10 protein-coding genes are annotated in these 15,021 nt (G+C 59.2%); 5 read left to right on the plus strand and 5 right to left on the minus strand.

The window, feature by feature from the left end; translation table 11 throughout:
* Window positions 1–720 carry a (d)CMP kinase gene (gene cmk / locus OHL14_RS12250; RefSeq protein WP_263379642.1) on the plus strand — a complete coding sequence of 240 codons (720 nt, stop codon included), beginning with the start codon at window positions 1–3 and terminating at the stop codon, window positions 718–720.
* Between the two features lie 271 nt (window positions 721–991).
* Window positions 992–1,192, plus strand: coding sequence for a cold-shock protein (locus OHL14_RS12255; RefSeq protein WP_013581125.1), 201 nt, complete (start codon window positions 992–994; stop codon window positions 1,190–1,192).
* A gap of 154 nt (window positions 1,193–1,346) precedes the next feature.
* Here the strand turns inward: OHL14_RS12255 and OHL14_RS12260 are convergent, their stop codons facing one another.
* Together OHL14_RS12260 and OHL14_RS12265 are read right to left on the minus strand one after the other, a co-directional pair.
* Window positions 1,347–2,288, minus strand: coding sequence for a hypothetical protein (locus tag OHL14_RS12260; RefSeq protein WP_263379643.1), 942 nt, complete (start codon window positions 2,286–2,288; stop codon window positions 1,347–1,349).
* Window positions 2,289–2,363: 75 nt separating this feature from the next.
* The gene (locus OHL14_RS12265; RefSeq protein WP_263379644.1) at window positions 2,364–4,883 is read right to left on the minus strand and encodes a 2-oxoglutarate dehydrogenase E1 component; all 2,520 of its coding nucleotides are present in this window, start codon (window positions 4,881–4,883) and stop codon (window positions 2,364–2,366) included.
* 664 nt (window positions 4,884–5,547) lie between these two features.
* Between OHL14_RS12265 and OHL14_RS12270 the strand changes: the two genes are divergently transcribed.
* A complete protein-coding gene (locus tag OHL14_RS12270; RefSeq protein ID WP_263379645.1) occupies window positions 5,548–7,218 on the plus strand; it encodes a cytochrome c oxidase subunit I in 1,671 nt (556 codons plus the stop codon).
* A gap of 14 nt (window positions 7,219–7,232) precedes the next feature.
* On the opposite strand, the gene OHL14_RS12275 is transcribed toward OHL14_RS12270, so the two are convergent.
* A complete protein-coding gene (locus tag OHL14_RS12275) occupies window positions 7,233–7,931 on the minus strand; it encodes a Crp/Fnr family transcriptional regulator (protein ID WP_263379646.1) in 699 nt (232 codons plus the stop codon).
* A 133-nt stretch (window positions 7,932–8,064) separates the two neighbouring features.
* Here OHL14_RS12275 and OHL14_RS12280 point away from each other — a divergent pair, with 133 nt between their 5' ends.
* The gene (locus OHL14_RS12280) at window positions 8,065–9,744 is read left to right on the plus strand and encodes an RNB domain-containing ribonuclease (protein WP_263379647.1); all 1,680 of its coding nucleotides are present in this window, start codon (window positions 8,065–8,067) and stop codon (window positions 9,742–9,744) included.
* Window positions 9,745–9,831: 87 nt separating this feature from the next.
* Window positions 9,832–11,544: an FAD-dependent oxidoreductase gene (locus OHL14_RS12285; RefSeq protein WP_263379648.1), complete on the plus strand. Its 1,713-nt coding sequence runs from the start codon at window positions 9,832–9,834 to the stop codon at window positions 11,542–11,544.
* A 67-nt stretch (window positions 11,545–11,611) separates the two neighbouring features.
* On the opposite strand, the gene OHL14_RS12290 is transcribed toward OHL14_RS12285, so the two are convergent.
* Together OHL14_RS12290 and OHL14_RS12295 are read right to left on the minus strand one after the other, a co-directional pair.
* Window positions 11,612–12,262 (minus strand): protease pro-enzyme activation domain-containing protein, encoded by a 651-nt coding sequence (locus tag OHL14_RS12290; protein WP_263379649.1) that lies wholly within the window; start codon window positions 12,260–12,262, stop codon window positions 11,612–11,614.
* A 337-nt stretch (window positions 12,263–12,599) separates the two neighbouring features.
* Entirely contained in the window at window positions 12,600–14,777 is a 2,178-nt protein-coding gene (locus OHL14_RS12295; RefSeq protein ID WP_263379650.1) for a S53 family peptidase, read from the minus strand.
* Window positions 14,778–15,021 lie beyond the last annotated feature (244 nt).

A 15,021-nucleotide genomic window follows, 5' to 3' on the forward strand; every position in this document is an offset into this window, starting at 1 on the left:
ATGAGCAGTGCAGCAACAGAGATTAAGCGGCGAGAGAAGCCGGTGATCGCGATCGATGGACCCGCAGGTGCAGGTAAAAGCACCATGGCGGCTCATCTTGCGAGGCGGTTCGGGTTTTTGAATCTGGAGACGGGAGCCATGTATCGAGCGCTTGCGTTGAAAGCGATCGAGCACGACCTTGGCTTTGAGGACGAAGCGGCTCTGCTGGACCTTGCGGATCAGACGAAGATCACGTTGCAACCACAGCGTGAGGGCAACATCGTGCTGCTGGACGGTTTCGATGTATCGCGGCGCGTGCGCGAAAAGGATGTGACTTCGGCGGCTTCGCAGGTGTCTGTGCATCCGAAGCTGCGGGTATGGATGGTGGAGCAGCAGCGCAAGATGGGTGAGGCTGGCGGTGTGGTGATGGAAGGCCGCGACATTGGCACGGTGGTGTTTCCCGATGCTGAGGTAAAGATCTTTCTCGATGCGGCACCTGAGGTGCGAGGGAATCGGCGCTATCGGCAGGTGATGCCGGGCAGTGAGCCGGAGCATGTCGCGACTGAGGCGGCGATTGTCGCTGAGTTGAAGGAGCGCGATACCCGCGACCGGAATCGCGAAGATTCTCCTTTGAAGCCGGCAGAGGATGCAGTGATCCTCGATTCAACGGGGTTGACGCTGGAGCAGGTGCTGACGAAGGCAGAGGATATCGTCCACGCGCACCTTGGTTCGCAGGTGTAGTCCTGTAACAACAAGTTCAAATGAAACCGGCGATCCTTGGGGATCGCCGGTTTTCTTTGCGTATTTCCGAAAGTCTCAGGTGTTCTTCTGGCCCTTGAAATGGACGAGATAGGGGTTACGAATCCATGTAAAAAAAAAGAGTGGAAAAATGGGCCTTCGTGCTAACATCTCGACATCGTTTGAAACAGATTGGTTTTCTGCAACTGCTGGTAGCCGAAACCCGTATTTGAATCAGCGTCAAAAAAGTCAATCACACAAGGATTTGCGAGACATGGAACAGGGAACAGTGAAGTGGTTTAACGACGCCAAGGGTTTTGGCTTCATCAGCAGACAGAACGGTGAGGATGTGTTCGTTCACTACTCGGCAATCAACTCGAACGGCTTCAAGAGCCTTCAAGAGGGTCAGGCCGTTCAGTTCAACGTGGTGAAGGGACCCAAGGGCTGGCAGGCCTCCGACGTTCAGCCTCTCTAAGCTCTCGCTTTGTGGGTTGTACGGCCGGGTGGGTCAGCAAGTTCATCTCCAACAACAGAAGGGAACGGCTTCGGTCGTTCCCTTCTGTGCGTTGAAGCGGTGGCGATCCCATGAAGCAGGTCCTTCACTGCGCTCAGGATGACAAGTCTGAGAATCAGGGGTGGGGCTCGGTCTGCGGTGGGGCCGGTGGAATCGGCTGGTCGTCGGGGCCGAGAGCGTCGCTGCTGCCTACGATCGTGCTCTTGGCGCGGAACTTGCGGTAGTCCGACGTGGTGAGGTGGATATGACCGTTGACCCCGCCGAAAAGAAGAATACGTGCACTGCCGCGGGCATCGACGACGGCGGGCAGCCATACTTCGTTATTGATTTTGTTGGTCTGGAAGGTGAAGCTGAAGCCTTTGTGGACGTCGAGAACGAGACCTCCGCCCACCTTGAAGTCGTTCAGCATATGGCCTTCACCGCGAACGAGCGTGTGATCCTGTTCGTCAACCCAGACGGTGCCAACGAGGTCGCGGATGGCGGTTTCGGCGGGGCTGTGTGTCTTGGCGCTGGGGTCTCCGGCGTAGTCCGCCTCGATGGTGGGTCGGCCTTCGAGCAGAACCCTTCGCGGGTTGCTGAAGGTGCCTAGCTCCAGGATGCGAGAGGCGGTGACGACCTCATCGCCGCGGGTATCGGACGGTCTGCCTTTGCTGTCGAGCTTGGCGCGCCGGTCTTTCGCCTTGGCGACCTCTTTATCGATGCGCTCGCTTTCCTTTTTCTGTTCTTCGGGCGAGAGGGGCTGGCCGTCTCGAGCAACGGTGCGATCCACCCGGACACCGCTGATGGTGAGGCTCTCTGAGTCAGTGACCTTTGACTTCTTGAGACCGCCATTATTATCGAAGTCTTCTTCGACGAGGTGGACGCGATAGGTGTAGTCGCGGCGGGCGTCTTCGGCGGCGCGCTGGTTACGTTCGACATCAAGCAGAAGCTGGCGGATGTCGGGAAGTGGTGCGTCCATCGCGATAGCAGGCGGGGTTGGTGCGGCCTGTGGCGGCGCGGCTTCCTGGGCTTGCGTGATAGTTGCAGCTGCGAAGAGGAGGAGAAGAGCTCGGCCCATGCTGCGATTTTACGTGCAACAAAACGCCGTTGCGATTTGAGTCGCAACGGCGTTTTGCCCTGATGGATTGTTTGACTAGTTGTGGCCGAGCGCGAGATCGATGAGGGTCTTTTCTTCCATCTCATGTGCCTTGGCAGAGCCGGTCGCGGGGCTGGCCGAAGCGGTGCGCTTGACGCTTAGTACCGTGCGGTCGCTGGCGAGGCGGTCGAGCAGCGGCTTCACGTAAGAGTAGGCACCCATGTTGGCCGGCTCTTCCTGCACCCAGACGATCTCTTTCGCGGAGGGGTGCATGGCGAGTGCGGCGGAGAGTTCAGCCTCAGGCCAGGGATAGAGCTGTTCGACGAAGATGATGCCGACCGACATGTCCTTACGCTTGGCACGCTCTACGCGGAGATTGTGGCCGATCTTGCCGCTGCAGACAAGCAGGCGGCGCGGATTGACGACGTCTTCGTCCGGAAGAACGTTCTGGAAGAACGGGCGAGCAAAGTCTGAAACCGGTGAGAGCGCATCGGGATGACGCAGCATCGACTTCGGGGTGAAGACGATGAGCGGCTTGCGCCACTTGCGCAGCGCCTGGCGACGCAGCAGATGGAAGTACTGCGATGCGTTTGAGGGTTGAGCGATCTGGATGTTGTCCTGTGCGGCGAGCTGTAGGTAGCGCTCCATGCGTGCGCTGGAGTGCTCCGGCCCCTGGCCTTCATAGCCATGTGGCAGCAGCATGACGACGCCGGAGAGCAGGCCCCACTTGGCTTCGCTGGCGGAGATGAACTGGTCGATGATGATCTGTGCGCCGTTGGCGAAGTCGCCGAACTGGGCCTCCCAGAGCGTCAGAGCCTCAGGGAAGTCGCGCGAGAAACCGTACTCGTAGCCAAGGCAGGCAGCCTCGGAGAGCATCGAGTTGTAGACCTCCCATTTGCCTTGTTCGGGAGCGATATTGGCGAGCGGGGAGTAGCGGAACTCGGTTTCGATATCGATGAAAACCGAGTGGCGCTGATTGAAGGTGCCGCGCTGCGAGTCCTGACCGCTCAGGCGAACGGGCACGCCAGCCTTCAACAGCGAAGCGTAGGCCATGAGTTCCGCCATGCCGTAGTCGAAGGGCTTCTTTCCGTTGCCCATGTCCACGCGCTGTTCGAGCAGCTTCGCGACCTTGGGATGGATGTGGAAGCCTTCGGGTGCGGTGGTCAGCTTCGTAGCGAGCGCGGTGACCTCAGCAGCGTCAATACCCGTGTGCGGGTTGTCGTCGGGGCGAAGATGCGCGCCGTAGTAGGGGTCCCAATACTTGGGTAGCGAGTGCATCTTCGGCTTGTGATCTGCGGTGGTCGCGGTCTTCTGGTCTTCGAAGAACTTGTTCTGGATCTCGGCGATCTCGGCTGTGGGGTCCACACCGATCTGCTCGGCGAAGAGCTTGTAGAGCGGCGGATGGTCCTTGATGCGCGCGTAGCGACGCGGCTGCGTGACGGTCGGGTCATCGACCTCGGAGTGACCGTGGCGACGGTAGCCGATGATATCAACGACGACGTCGGCGTGGAAGGTAGCGCGGAACTCCGCTGCCAGTGCGGCGATGCGTATCACGGCGATGGGGTCTTCAGCGTTGACGTGGAAGATGGGGATCGGCAGGCGCTTGGCGAGATCGGTGGCGAAGCGCGAGCTATTGCTCTCAGATGGCAGCGCGGTGAAGCCGAGCAGGTTGTTGGTGATGACCTGGATAGTGCCGCCAAGGTTGTAGCCCTCGAGCGTGGCGAGGTTCAGTGTTTCGGCGGTGACACCCTGGCCTGCGAAGGCAGCGTCGCCGTGGATGACGATCGGGAGGACCTGCTTGGGACCTTCTGCTCCTATGCGTGTCTGGTAGGCGCGCGTGCGGCCCATAACGACGGGATTCACGGCCTCAAGGTGTGAAGGGTTCGAGGCGAGGTGCAGCTCGACGGATTTGCCGGTGGGGGTGACGAGTGTGCCGGTCGCGCCCATGTGGTACTTCACATCGCCACCACCCATGGTGCTGCGAGGATCGACATCTTCAAACTTCGCGAAGATCTCATAGGAGCTGCGGCCGACGGTGTTGACCATCACGTTCAAGCGGCCGCGATGGGCCATGCCAAAGAGACCGTAGGTTACGCCGTGCTCGGCTGAGGTCGAGAAGAGCTGATCCATGAAGGGGATCAGGACGGTGAGGCCTTCGAGGGAAAAGCGCTTCGTCCCTAGGTAGCGCTGCTGGATGACGGACTCGAAGATATCTGCCCGGATGAGGCCGGAGAGAATGCGCTCCTTCGTCAGCAGATCGTTGGGCACCGGAGCTTCGAGGCGCTGCTGAATCCAGCTGCGAATCTCGGGTGAAGGGATGTGCATGTACTCGGCTCCGATGGAGCCGCAGTAGTAGCGGCGGGCCTCTTCGGCGTCGGGACCGTCAGGGGCCGGTGTGGGGAAGGGCTCAGGGGGCAAGAACTGCCCGAGTGGGTCGAGCGAGGCCTGGAGATAGCCCCAGCGGCGGAAGATGTCGAAGGTGGCTTCTCTTGAGGAGCTACCGGCTTCGTGCGCAGGAGCGGGGGTGGTTTGCGGGGTAGATTTCGGTTTGGGCTTTATCGCGGTGGAGGACGCCATGGCTTAACTATGCTAGTCCGTTCGGGGGATGGTTGGCAGCGAAAGTTCGGTATTCGCCCATAGAGTTCGATGATGGGAACCTTGTATGGGACTCAAAGGTAATGCGCGACTCTATCGGTGAAATATCGGCCAAATCGTTTCCATTGTGAACCCCCAGGCGCATTTTGTTGCTTCATTCGCTTCTCCAGGAGATTGGGAAAAAAGACTGTGGGAATGTGACGGCCGTCACATGAGTTCAGAGGCGAGTTGGAGATGATCTGTATCGGGAGTCAGGGATTTCTGTCACGCACGTTGTTGACGGATGTTCGGCCCGGATTTTCTCGAAAGAATGCGCCCGTCGCTTGCACGTTAAGCGGCGGGATTTTCTTTTGAGCCTCCGAAAGTACCCCGTTGTCAGCCGTTGTGATGACTGTCACAGACGGATTCCTAAATGCAACCGAGGATGGTCGTGGAGGTGGTTTTTCATGTCTATGGTCTCCAGGTCCGGGAGTGAGTGTGCCAACAGCGGTGCCGATGGCAGGTGCAGATGCGAGGGGAAGTGCACGGGGTATGCAACGCGGAGCGATTGTCCCCCGCTGATTGTTCTGGCTGTTGTGGCTGTGACGCAAACAGCCGTGATGCATTGTGTGGCCGCAGCCTCCGCTGCGTTGAAGGCGGGTGCACGATGAGCGCAGCCATTGCACCGATACAACCGCGTGTTGAAGAGAAGCAGCAGCGTAAGGTCTACAACTACCTGAACGTTGAAGGCAGCATCAAGAGCTGGCTGCTTACGCAGGACCATAAGCGCATCGCGATCCTTTACCTGGTGGGCGTCACCTTCTTCTTCATGGTAGGTGGGTTACTAGCGATGGCTCTGCGCATGGAGCTGCTGACACCGGGCAGCGACATGATGGCGATGGATACGTACAACAAGGTCTTTACCATGCATGGCGTGGTGATGATCTTCTTCGTCTTGATTCCAGCAATCCCCGCTGTGCTTGGCAACTTCCTGCTGCCGCTGATGCTCGGTGCAAGAGACCTCGCGTTTCCGAAGATCAACCTGCTCAGCTGGTATTGCTACATGATCGGCGCGGCCCTGCTGCTTTATACCGTGATCGCTGGCGGGATCGATACGGGCTGGACGTTCACGACACCTCTAAGCACACGTTTTGTGAATACCAATGTGATCTCTGGCGGCCTGGCCGCGTTCTTCGCGGGGTTCAGTTCGATCTTCACCGGCCTGAACTTTATCGTGACGACGCATCGTATGCGTGCACCTGGTATGACCTGGTTCAGAATGCCGCTCTTTGTGTGGGCGCACTATGCGACATCGGTCATCATGATTCTTGGCACGCCGGTGGTCTCGATTACGATTGTGCTGGTTGCGTTGGAGCGCTTGATAGGCATCGGTGTGTTCGACCCGAGGCTGGGGGGCGATCCGCTCTTGTTCCAGCACCTGTTCTGGTTCTACTCGCATCCAGCGGTGTACGTGATGCTTCTGCCGTCGATGGGAGTGATCAGCGAGGTCATCGCGTGCTTCTGCCGCAAGCGTATCTTCGGCTATACGGCGGTCGCGTTCAGTTCTGTGGCGATCGCAGTGTTCGGTTTCTTTGTGTGGGAACACCACATGTTCATCATGGGCGTCAGTCAGTATTCGGCACTGGTGTTCAGCTTGCTGACGATGCTGGTGGCGGTGCCTTCGGCGATCAAAGTGTTCAACTGGACTTCGACACTTTACAAGGGCTCAATCACCTTTGAAGCGCCGATGGTCTATGCCTTCTGCTTCCTCGGGCTGTTCGTAATTGGCGGCTGCACAGGCGTTTTTCTCGGTTCTCTGGGGATGGACGTGCATCTCACGGAGACCTATTTTGTCGTGGCACACTTTCACTTTGTGATGGTGGGCTCGGTCATCATGGGTTTCATGGCGGGACTGCACTTTTGGTGGCCGAAGATTACGGGTCGCATGTATCCAGAAGCACCTGCGAAGGTCGCTGCCATCACGACGTTCATCGGCTTCTTCTTTACCTTTGGACCGCAGTTCATTCTGGGCTACCTTGGAATGCCGAGACGGTATGCAATGTATCCGCCGGAGTGGCAGATGCTGAACGTGATGTCTACCGCCGGAGCGACGATCATGGGCTTTGGTTATCTCCTCACGATGCTCTATCTGGCCTGGAGCCTGCGTTACGGAGTCAAAGCGACAACCAATCCCTGGAGGGCCTACGGATTGGAGTGGACCGTCAGCAGCCCACCGCCGACGGAAAACTTTGCCCGGGTCCCGCTGGTAACGCACGAGGCCTATGACTATGAGTGGATGGATGCGCAGCCGGAGGCATCAAGATCCGCGTCGTATTGAAAACGCAGCGGGTATCAGCAGTAGAGCGATTGCAGCTGCTCCGGTTTGAGGAGTGTCATGCGGTCGCCCTGCTGCCGAACCAGGCCTTCTGCGCGGAAGCGAGTGAGCAGGCGGGTTACGGTTTCGCGCGAGAGGCCTGCCATGCATCCTAGCTCTTCATGCGTGAGCGGCATGCCAAACTCCAGGGCCTCGTTGTTATGTGTGTGATCGATGCGGGCCCAGTCGAGAAGAGTGCTGGCTAACTTACCGGCAGCGGAGGTGGACAGAGCAAGGCGGCGCGCGCTCAGAAGGGCAGCTTCGTATTCGCGAGCTACGGCAACGGCAGTATTTTCGCCCACGTCGGGCGAACTGCGCATAAATTTCAGAAAGTTGTCGCGCGGTATAGACTTCAGTTCGCAGGCTTCGAGAGCTTCGGCGGTCACCTTATAGTTCGAGGCGCGAAGCACTGAGGCGAGGCCGAGAACGTCGCCGGGGCCTGCAATGCGGACGAGCAGGAGGCGTCCATCTTCAGAGGCGGCGGAGACTTTGATCCGGCCTTTGCAGACGATGTAGACGTGATTTGCGGTAAAGCCTTCGCGAAGAATGGTGCTGTGTGCTTCGAAGTGATGCGAAGATCCGATGGCCTGGAGATCGAGCAGGTCGAGTGCGGGCAGCGTGCAGAAGCACTGCGGCCCTCGCACGGCACAGGTAACGCAGCTGTGAGTTGCCGGCATAGAATCGACTCCTTCTTGGCGCTGCCCTCATGGTACGCCGAAAGGGATGCTAAAGTGCGATCTTTTGGTGGCCCCTGGGTGACCGGTAGTCCCATTAAGACGAGGTTGAGTGGACCGTGGTAGTCTGCGGGGCATGTTTGGATCGAAGCAGCAATCTCTGAAGCAGCATAGGCAACAGCGGGACTGGCAACATCAGGCGCAAGCTCATATAACCCAACAGCCGCATTCGGGGGCACAAAGCCCACAGGCGCAGCAGCGTGGCGGAGCCCATGAGGGCGCGCACGGGCGCCCGTTTGACCTTGCGCAGATCGCGCTGGACGAGATGCACGCCGTCGGGTTCAAGCCAGAGTTTGGCGACGGGGTCGCCGAACAGCTGGCAGAGATCGAAGGGCGCTTTGCAGAGTTAAAGCCACCTACTGGAGTAGAGGACCTGCGGGCGTTGGGGTGGTCTTCGATCGACAATGACACGTCCAGGGACCTCGATCAGATCGAGGTCGCAGATCGCGTTGCGGGGGGGATTCGTCTGCGCGTCGCGATCGGCGACGTCGCGGCGGCGGTCGCAAAGGATTCACCTATCGACAAACATGCGAAAGACCAGACGCAGACGATCTATACGGCGGTGAAGAACTTCCCGATGCTGCCGCTGGAGCTTTCTGCCGGGCTGACCAGCCTCAACGAGAATGCAGACCGACTCGGGGTCATGATGACGTTTGTTGTTGGCCCGGACGGCGAGATTGTTGAGGAGGGTGTATCGCTGGCGATGGTGCGCAACCGGGCGCAGCTGGCATATTCGCGCGTGGGGCCGTGGCTGGAAAAGACGGCGGCGGGCGTGATCGACAACGATGGGTTATCGCTGCGGTCGGACAGCGCACGAGAGCACGAAGAGGCGCAACTGGACTCCGGCACGCTGCCCGAGAACTGGCTGATCGATCAATTAAGACTTCAGGATGAGGCTGCGCAACTGCTTCACGCGGCGCGCGTGAAGAAGGGCGCGCTGGAGTTTCACAAGTCCGAAGCCGACCCCGTGGTGATGGACGGTCGCGTCGTCGATGTCCGCGAAGCGGTGCAAAACCGCGCGATGAACCTGATTGAGGATTTGATGGTTGCAGCGAACGGCGTGATGGCCCGCGCGTTGCGCAAGGGCGGTCGCAGCGGATTGCAGCGCGTGGTGGTGGTGCCTGCTCGCTGGGACCGCATCGTGGCGCTGGCACAGGCGCATGGCACGGAGCTGCCCGTAAACCCTGATTCGGTGGCCTTGAACAACTTCTTAGAGGTGCAGCGTCTCAAGGATGAGGACCACTATCCTGATCTGGCTGTCGCGGTCATCAAGCTGATGGGGCCCGGACAATACCTGCTGATGAAGCCCGACGATGATCCGACGGGACACTTCGGACTGGCAGCGCGTGACTATACGCACTCTACGGCGCCGAACCGCAGGTTCCCTGATCTTGTGACGCAGCGAGTGCTTCATGCGATGTCGCACAAGGAGGCTGCGCCCTACAGCGATGCTGAGCTGACCGAGATCGCGATGCACTGCAACGATGCCGATAAGGCGCTGCGGAAGATCGAGCGCGATATGCAGAAGCGCATGGCTGCGGTCGCCATGTCCAGCCGCATCGGCCAGGTGTTTGCGGGCGTCGTGACTGGCTCCAGCGAGAAGGGCGTGTATGTGCGTGTTCTCAATCCTCCATTTGAGGGCCGCGTGGTGCAGAACGGAGAAGGTCTGGATGTTGGCGACAAGGTGAACGTGAAGCTGATCCATACCGATCCACTGCGGGCGTTCATCGACTTTGCGAAGGTGAGCAGCCGCTAAGACAAATTGCTCGCGACCCTTGCGCTCTTGACACGCATCGTAGGATGAAAGTGCGCGTGAGTTCTGCCGCGCCTGCTAGGGGCCTCGATGAGCGAAGAACAGAATAATCCAGTCATTCCTGCGCCGATGGCGACGTACCGCGCGGAGATGGCGTTTCCTTCACTGACGGACGAGATGCTCGTCCGGCTGCAGAGCTATGGTCGTCCGGATACCTTTGAAGCGAATGTTTCGTTGTGGTCGCGCGGGCAGCGAGAGGTGGACATGTTTGTTCTGCTCGAAGGCTCGATTGAAGTCTTCGTACGCGATGAGCAGGACGATACACAGGTCTATGTGACGATCCACGAGAAGCAGTTTTCAGGTGAGCTCGACATGCTGAGTTCGCGCCCGACGCTGGTGAACGGACGCACGGCGACCGCGTGCAGGATACTGCGCATCCCACGCCCTGAGTTGCAGCGGTTGATGCGGTCCGAAGGCGACATAGCGAACCTCATCATGCAGGCCATTATCTGGCGTCGGCTCGGGATTCTGGAGAACGCGACGGCGGGCATTGTGCTGCTGGGCAGCAGTACGGCGGCGGAGACGATCCAGCTGCAACGCTTTCTCACGCGCAACTCCTATCCGCACCGACTGCTGGAGCCAACGGCAGAGCAGAGCGCCTGTTCTGAGGCGCGTGATCTAGCGGGCGGCGAAAAGTTTTTGCCAGCGATCCTGTTTACGGACGGCACGATTCTGCATCGACCGACGATTGCGGAGCTCGCCGACCAACTCGGTTTGACCGAGCAGCTCGACCCGGAGACCACGTACGACATCACCGTCGTAGGTGCCGGTCCCGCGGGGCTGGCGGCGGCGGTGTATGGTGCTTCAGAAGGGCTCTGCACGCTGGTGGTCGAAGGTACCGCGCCCGGTGGACAGGCCGGCACGAGCTCGAAGATCGAAAATTATCTCGGTTTTCCGACTGGTGTTTCAGGTCAGGAGCTGGCGAACCGAGCTCTGGTGCAGGCGCAGAAGTTTGGAGCGCGCCTGGCGATCTCGCGCGATGTGGTGGGCATCGATCAAGTGGAGGGAATGCACCATGTGCGTCTTTCGGATGGGACGACACTGCATTCGCGGTCGATCGTGATTGCCACCGGCGCGGCTTACCGCAAGCTATCGGTACCAAACTACGAAAGGTTCGAAGGTCAGGGCATCCAGTATGCAGCCACCGCGATGGAGGCTGTGTTGTGTCGACATCAGGAGGTCGCTGTTGTCGGCGGCGGCAACTCTGCGGGCCAGGCTGCGATCTTCCTCTCTGGCATTGCAAAGCATGTACACCTGATCATCCGGGGACGCGCTCTTGCGGCGACGATGTCGCAATATCTGATCTCGCGCATCGAGAACTCTTCTCGCATCACTCTGCATGTATGCACGGAGATCGAAAGGCTGGATGGCGAGAAGAGTTTGAGCAGCGCGACCTGGATCAACCAGGGAACAGGCCAGCGAGAGACGCGAGACATCGGAAGCCTGTTTGTGATGATCGGTGCGGAGCCGAATACCGGCTGGCTCTACGGCACACTGGCGCTTGATAAGAAGGGCTTTGTAATTACTGGCACAGAGAAGGCGTTCGAGAACACGCGCTATGCAACCAGTGTTCCCGGCATCTATGCAGTGGGCGATGCTCGCTCGGATTCTGTGAAGCGTGTTGCGTCGGCGGTTGGCGAGGGTTCTGTGGTCGTATCGGATATCCATCGTTACCTTGCACGCCAAATCGAAGTAGGAGCGGATGCCAACTCAACGCTGGCGGCAATGCAGGCTTCGCACTAAGTTTTAGCTTAAAGACGAACCCCTCATGCACAGCGCATGAGGGGTTCGTCTTTAAGCGCAGGGCGGCTCATTTGCCGGATACGGTTGCGAGCGTGGTGTAAGGCGAGCGCGAAGCGGTCGCAGCATTCTGCGAGGGCTGCAACATGGGCGTCTGATTGACAAGACCGCTGACGATGCCGACGAGTGCGGTAGGGATCGAAGGTTTCTCCATAATGACGATGCGAGCCTGGCCGTTGATGTCGTACGTGTGCAGGCCGACGTGGAAGGCGGTTTCGATCTGCGCGGCCGTGCCGGAGAAGTCGATGACCATGCCCGTGGGCGAGACTGAATTGAGTGTGAGCCCATGTGTGCCGAGCCAGATGGCGACCTCGGTGATGTCCGCGTGCGAGGGGCCGTAGAGCTGACCGATCTGCTGCGCCGAGAGCCACTGGTGATAGTTGGGCGAGTCGCTGTCATCCACGGTGGTAATGTAAGCCGCCATAGCGGCCTCGTGTGCCGGAGAACGCTGCAGCTGCAGCAGCATGTGTTCTATGGGTGTCGAGCGAGCCACAGGGCCGCGGTCGCTGGAAGGATCAAGAGCAACGGTGTGGACGTTGCCAGGTAGAGCGGAGCGCTGCGTGTCGTTGATGCGCGTGCGAAGAAAGGAGGTTCCCTGGGCGTTGGCTACTGCGGAGAGAGTGAGCCCGGTGACGATAGCAAGTGCGAGAGTGAACTTCATGGTGTGCTCCTTTGTCGGTTGAACTCGATTGAACGGGCCGCGTTGGCCGTGTAGGCGACGACAGAGCTGCAAAGAGACAACAGTGTTACAGGGGTAACCCTTAAGAGGTATGTACTTTCGAAATCAGATGCGTTGGCGCGATAGTATGTCGCGCTCCTGTTGATAACAAGGCTACGAAAGCATGTAGACCGGAAGATTACCTGAGATCCGTCGCAGCCAAGGTCTTCAGAGCGTTCTTCGGTACTCAAGAATCAATGCATTAGCGCAAAAAGAAGAGGAGCCTTGGCGGCTCCCCTTTTGGAATTAGTGCAAAAGAAAGTCTTGGAACAGGATTTCGTCAATGACTGACCGTACCCCAGTTGTTGACGAGGTTGTAGGCGTTGATGGTGCCGATGCCAGTAGCAAAGTCCCAGCCAGTAGTGGTTTTGTAGGCGGGCAGATAGCTGGTGGTGGAGGTAGAGAGCACGCCGTTGGTGCCGGAGGGGATATAGCAGTTGACTTTGCCCGTGCAGTTTACGTCCATGTCGCCGGAGGTGACGTCATAGAACGTACAGCTGCTACCGATAGCGTTGCCGTTCGAGGAGTTGCAAGTGGTGCTGCCCGCTGAGCCGTATTCAGCCTTGGCGAGGTTGTAGTAGGTGGGTGTCGGCAGTCCCCAGGAGGACGCCGTCTTCTGATTCACCAGTGCCTGGATCGCCGCCATGATCGGAGACGCGAAGCTGGTGCCACCTGCTCCGGACCACGCGCTGGGAGCGCCTTTACAGGCAACGCCGCCCTCGCGGGTATCGGACCAGCAGTAGACGTAGTAATGTCCCCAGACACCGTTCGCAGCAAACAGCGAAACGTCGGGGATGTCACGGACGCCATCTGCGGGAACGCCGACGAGCGCCTGCCAGGTTGGTTTTGCATAGCCTTTGCAGGTGCCTGTGACTTCCCCTGAGGTTGAGGCCGTGCCGGTCGCGCAGCCCGAAGGGCCGCCACTGCCTGACGCTGTGGTGAGGTAGTCTGCCTTGCCGGTGGTGGAGTTGCAGAAGCCACTGGTACCATACGTGGCGCTATAGCCCTGAGCCTTGGCGAGCAGGGTGCTGGCGCAGGAGTCGTTCCAAGGAATCTCGGGGATGTACGACTTCGCCGAGGCGTAGGTGCTGGTGTTGGTAGTGTTCCAGTAGCTGCTGTTGGTGGCCGTTGCCGTGTCACCGAAGTCGGTGCCACCAACGGCCACGTTGTAAGGCGTCGAAGCGAAGCCGGAGACCGTGATGCCATGCGTGGCTTTCGTGAGATCGGCATCGCTGCTGGCTGCGCCTTCATCGCCAGAGGAGACGAAGACCGAAATACCCTCGGCGGCTGCCGACTTGTAGGTTGAGTTGTAGGCAGCGTTGGCGGTGGCGCCGTTTTCACTCTCGCTTTCGCCATAGCTAATGCTAACGATCTTCGGAGGCGCGGTGCCGCTGACGATGTTCTCAAGCGCGATCAGGCCGCCGAAGGTGGTGCTGGTGTCCTTGCAGGAGGCCAGCACGATCGCCGCAGAAGGCGCGGCTGCGGAGGCCCACTCGGCATCGAGGATGGCTTCCCCATCATCGGCGTTCGTGCCCGGGTTGGTGCAGTTGCTTCCCGGATGCTCCTGCGTGAAGCTGCCTGCTGTGTAGGTGGACAGACCGAAGGTAGAGCGGAAGGTCGTCCAGTCCGTAGTGGAGTAGACGTTGGTGTCTTCAATGACAACGATCGTCTGTCCCTGCCCGGAGAAGCCTGCTGTGAACAACGGTGTCAGGTTGTAGATAGTCGCCAGGTCACCGGGTACGACCGCCTGGTAGGTGCTGCTGCCGGAGGTGTAGGTGTAATCGGCGTTCGGTCCCTTGCTGGTCTGCGTGCCGCTGTGGACATCGATGTGCGCGGTCTTCACATTCTTGTGCATGGCGTGCGGCCGGAAGTCGTTGAGACTGACGACGCCACCAACAACACCCACGAGGGCAGTGGGGATCGAAGGATTCTGCGTATTGGCGATGTGCGCAACGCCGTTGACGGAGAGGTTATGCAACGCTGGATGGAAGGCCTCTTCGACTTGCGAGGCATTACCGGAGAAGTCGATGACCATGCCTGTAGCGTCTACTGAGTTGACGGTGAGGCCGTTTGACTTCAGCCAGCTTTCGACGGACGCAATGTCTTCGGGAGCCGGGCCATAGGTCGTGCCGAGCTGTGCCGCAGTGAGCCACTTGTGATAGTTCGGACCGGATGGGTCATTCAAGGTGGCGATGTAGCTGGTGAGGGCCGCCTCGCTTTCGGGCGAGCGCTGTAACTGCAGCAGCATGTGATCGAGCGGCAGCGATGAGGAGACGGCGCCGCGATCGTTAAGCGGGTCGAGAGCGGCGGAGCGAACGTTGCCGAACAGCGATGTCCGTTGCGCATCGTTGATGGGCGAATGGATGCGAGCGGCAGACTGTGCTTGCACGAGTGGCGTGAGGGCGAGAGCTGCTACGAGAGACAGCTCTGTAAGGTAGGAAACCGGTGACTGCTTCATAAGGACGCTCCTGAATCGAAATACTCGGCAGGGGAATACAAGGGCGCTGATTGCCGCTCATGGAGACAAGGGTGCATGACTCTACGGCTTTGAAGCTTGAAGCATGAGTTCTCTGGTTCTGACTCGTTGCGCGATGGTAGGAGGTAGACGAGAAATGTTACAACCTAACGGAAGCATGTAGACCTCCGTTCCTCGCGTTGTGGCGAAATGAGGCTGCGCAATTTACCGGGAAAAGAGCAAAGCA

The sequence above is a fragment of the Granulicella paludicola genome, assembly GCF_025685545.1.
Classification (GTDB): domain Bacteria; phylum Acidobacteriota; class Terriglobia; order Terriglobales; family Acidobacteriaceae; genus Granulicella; species Granulicella paludicola.

Bases quoted from the DNA above. Each gene is read 5' to 3' on its own strand.
- cmk (WP_263379642.1), top strand. From the start codon at position 1: ATGAGCAGTGCAGCAACAGAGATTAAGCGGCGAGAGAAGCCGGTGATC.
- OHL14_RS12255 (WP_013581125.1), top strand. From the start codon at position 992: ATGGAACAGGGAACAGTGAAGTGGTTTAACGACGCCAAGGGTTTTGGC.
- OHL14_RS12260 (WP_263379643.1), bottom strand. From the start codon at position 2,288: ATGGGCCGAGCTCTTCTCCTCCTCTTCGCAGCTGCAACTATCACGCAA.
- OHL14_RS12265 (WP_263379644.1), bottom strand. From the start codon at position 4,883: ATGGCGTCCTCCACCGCGATAAAGCCCAAACCGAAATCTACCCCGCAA.
- OHL14_RS12270 (WP_263379645.1), top strand. From the start codon at position 5,548: ATGAGCGCAGCCATTGCACCGATACAACCGCGTGTTGAAGAGAAGCAG.
- OHL14_RS12275 (WP_263379646.1), bottom strand. From the start codon at position 7,931: ATGCCGGCAACTCACAGCTGCGTTACCTGTGCCGTGCGAGGGCCGCAG.
- OHL14_RS12280 (WP_263379647.1), top strand. From the start codon at position 8,065: ATGTTTGGATCGAAGCAGCAATCTCTGAAGCAGCATAGGCAACAGCGG.
- OHL14_RS12285 (WP_263379648.1), top strand. From the start codon at position 9,832: ATGAGCGAAGAACAGAATAATCCAGTCATTCCTGCGCCGATGGCGACG.
- OHL14_RS12290 (WP_263379649.1), bottom strand. From the start codon at position 12,262: ATGAAGTTCACTCTCGCACTTGCTATCGTCACCGGGCTCACTCTCTCC.
- OHL14_RS12295 (WP_263379650.1), bottom strand. From the start codon at position 14,777: ATGAAGCAGTCACCGGTTTCCTACCTTACAGAGCTGTCTCTCGTAGCA.